This window comes from uncultured Marinobacter sp. (assembly GCF_963974375.1).
In the GTDB taxonomy this organism is placed as follows: Bacteria; Pseudomonadota; Gammaproteobacteria; order Pseudomonadales; family Oleiphilaceae; genus Marinobacter.
The window spans coordinates 1-3,321 of record NZ_CAXBDN010000357.1 but is presented as its reverse complement, the minus strand read 5'-3'; the positions used below and the strand labels follow the sequence as shown (position 1 = coordinate 3,321).

Here is a 3,321-nt window from a genome sequence, read left to right as displayed (position 1 = left end):
GTCAAAGTGCCTGATCCCGCTGCCGAGGAAGATCCCATCAAACGGGAAGGCATCGTTCGCGCTCTCAAGTATATGGGCCTTCAGCCCAACCAGGCGATAACAGATATCCGGCTGGACCGGGTGTTTATCGGATCCTGCACCAACAGCCGTATCGAGGACTTGCGTGAAGCTGCTGCGGTGGTCAAGGGTCGCAAGGTATCCGCCACCCTCAAGCAGGCCATGGTGGTGCCGGGCTCCGGGCTGGTGAAGGCCCAGGCGGAGCAGGAAGGACTGGACAAGATCTTTCTGGAAGCAGGTCTGGAGTGGCGTGATCCGGGCTGCTCCATGTGTCTGGCCATGAATGCGGACAATCTGGGGCAGGGCGAGCATTGTGCCTCTACCTCCAACCGTAATTTTGAAGGACGTCAGGGCTTTGGTGGTCGAACCCATCTGGTGAGTCCGGCCATGGCCGCAGCGGCAGCGATCAAGGGCCACTTTGTCGACGTTCGCGAATTGATGCACTGATCCACAGGAGACAGACCATGCGACCATTTACGCAACACCAGGGGCTTGTGGCCCCCATGGACCGTTCCAATGTGGATACGGACATGATTATTCCGAAACAGTTTCTGAAATCCATCAAGCGCACGGGCTTTGGCCCCAACCTGTTTGATGAACTGCGTTACCTGGACGAAGGCAAGCCGGATCAGGACAGCTCCCAGCGTCCGCTGAATCCGGATTTTGTGCTGAATCAGGACCGTTATAAAAACGCCAGTGTGCTGCTGGCCCGGGCCAACTTCGGTTGTGGTTCCAGCCGTGAACACGCCCCCTGGGCCCTGGATGATTACGGCTTCCGGGCCATTATTGCCCCGAGTTTTGCCGACATTTTCTATAACAACTGCTTTAAGAATGGCTTGTTACCCATTGTTCTTGATGAACAAACTGTTGATAGATTGTTCGTTGAGGCTGAGTCGGTGCCCGGCTATCAGTTGACCGTGGACCTGCAGGCAAAAACCGTCACCACCCCGGGTGGCGCGTCCTTCAGCTTTGAGGTGGACGACTTCCGGCGGCACTGTTTGCTGAACGGCCTGGACGATATTGGTGTGACTCTGGAAGACGCCGAATTCATCAAATCCTATGAAGAGAAACGCCGGCAAACATCGCCCTGGCTGTTCGATGCCGGCCGCTGAACCGGTACGCGCTATTCGCTGACTGATAACAGGAAACTGACATGTCCAAGACTGTATTACTGCTGCCGGGTGACGGCATTGGCCCGGAAATCGTGGCGGAAGCCGAAAAGGTTCTGCACAAGGTGAATGACAGGTTCAGCCTGGACCTGAACTTTGATACCGCACTGGTCGGTGGTGCCGCCATCGACGCTACCGGTGAACCCCTGCCCGGAGAAACCCTCGACAAGGCCCGCAAGGCTGATGCCATTCTGCTGGGCGCTGTGGGCGGTCCCCAGTGGGATCATCTGGAAATGGCGAAGCGTCCCGAAAAAGGCCTGCTGGGCCTGCGCTCGAACCTTGAGCTGTTCGGCAACCTGCGCCCTGCCATTCTGTACCCGCAACTGGCGTCGGCATCGTCCCTGAAGCCGGAAGTGGTCTCCGGGCTCGATATCCTGATCGTGCGGGAGCTCACCGGCGGTATCTACTTCGGTCAGCCCAGGGGCATTCGGGAGCTGGAGGGGGGCGAACGCCAGGGTTACAACACCTATGTGTACAGCGAATCCGAGATCCGCCGTATCGGTCGGGTGGCCTTTGAGGCGGCGCAACAACGCAACAAGAAGCTGTGTTCTGTGGACAAGGCCAACGTCCTGGAAGTGACTGTGCTGTGGCGCGAAATCATGACCGAGATGGCGAAGGACTATCCGGATGTGGAACTGTCCCACATGTACGTGGACAACGCCGCCATGCAACTGGTGCGGGCGCCCAAGCAGTTTGATGTCATTGTGACTGGTAACATGTTTGGTGATATTCTTTCTGACGAAGCGGCCATGCTTACCGGCTCTATCGGTATGCTGCCGTCCGCCTCGCTGAATTCGGAAAAACAGGGCATGTACGAGCCCTGCCATGGTTCAGCGCCGGACATTGCCGGGCAGGGTATTGCCAATCCGCTGGCCACCATTCTCAGTGCCGCCATGATGTTGCGATACAGCCTGGGCGAGGAAGACGCCGCCCTGGCCATTGAGGCAGCGGTCAGTAAAGTACTGGATCAGGGCCTGCGTACCGCAGACATCATGTCTGAAGGTGCCACCAGAGTGTCGACCCGTGATATGGGCGAGGCGGTACTGGCGGCGCTGTAACCGGCCAGGCCTGTTCCGCAGAATTTCCAGACCCGACAGCGACAGCATGCAGTCGCTGCGGGATCATCCATCCTGTCCCTGTCAGCGATACCGGCAGCGGGTGGGCATAATATGAGGTTCAAGGGTCGCCCATGAAGCGAGTTGGACTAGTAGGCTGGCGTGGCATGGTGGGTTCCGTGCTCATGCAGCGCATGCGTGAAGAAAACGATTTTGCCGACATCGATCCGGTGTTTTTCACTACATCCCAGGCTGGAAAGCCTGCTCCGGACGTTGGCAAAGAGGGTGTTCCAGCACTGCAGAATGCGTTCGATATTGACGCCCTGAAGGCTATGGACGTCATCATTACCTGTCAGGGTGGTGACTACACCACCGAGGTGTTCGGCAAGCTGCGGGATACCGGCTGGACCGGTTACTGGATTGATGCTGCCTCTACCCTGCGGATGGCCGACCACTCGGTGATCGTGCTGGACCCTGTCAACCGCAACGTCATTGACCAGGCTCTGGACAAGGGCGTGAAGGATTTTATCGGTGGCAACTGTACGGTCAGCCTGATGATGCTGGCCCTTGGTGGTCTGCTGGAGCAGGACCTGATCGAGTGGGTGTCGCCCATGACCTATCAGGCAGCCTCCGGTTCTGGCGCCCAGAACATGCGGGAATTGCTGAGCCAGATGGGTGAACTGAACAGCAGCGTGAAGCCGGAGCTGGACGATCCGGCTTCCGCGATTCTCGAGATTGACCGTAAAGTCACCGACACCATGCGCTCCGGCGACTTCCCCATCGAGCACTTCCAGGTGCCACTGGCGGGCAGTCTGATTCCGTTCATCGACAAACAGCTCGAGAACGGTATGAGCAAAGAAGAATGGAAGGCGGGTGTCGAGACCAACAAGATTCTTGGTCGCAGTGATAATCCGATTCCCATTGATGGTCTCTGTGTACGGATTGGCGCCATGCGGTCTCACAGCCAGGCGCTGACCATCAAGCTGCGCAAGGACCTGTCGGTGGCTGAAATCGAGAAAATCCTGGCCGGTGGCAACGAC

At 57.8% G+C, this 3,321-nt stretch carries 4 protein-coding genes; all 4 read left to right on the top strand.

Annotated elements, in window-relative coordinates; translation table 11 throughout:
* On the top strand, positions 1–504 hold a 504-nt coding region (locus AAC035_RS19940), incomplete at its 5' end, for an aconitase family protein (RefSeq protein WP_339806870.1).
* A gap of 17 nt (positions 505–521) precedes the next feature.
* Complete coding sequence (leuD, locus tag AAC035_RS19935; RefSeq protein WP_339806869.1) at positions 522–1,169, top strand: 3-isopropylmalate dehydratase small subunit; 648 nt, start codon at positions 522–524, stop codon at positions 1,167–1,169.
* Between the two features lie 41 nt (positions 1,170–1,210).
* The gene (gene leuB, locus AAC035_RS19930) at positions 1,211–2,284 is read left to right on the top strand and encodes a 3-isopropylmalate dehydrogenase (RefSeq protein ID WP_339806868.1); all 1,074 of its coding nucleotides are present in this window, start codon (positions 1,211–1,213) and stop codon (positions 2,282–2,284) included.
* Between the two features lie 131 nt (positions 2,285–2,415).
* Positions 2,416–3,321: aspartate-semialdehyde dehydrogenase (asd, locus tag AAC035_RS19925; protein WP_339806867.1), on the top strand; the 906-nt coding region annotated here is incomplete at its 3' end.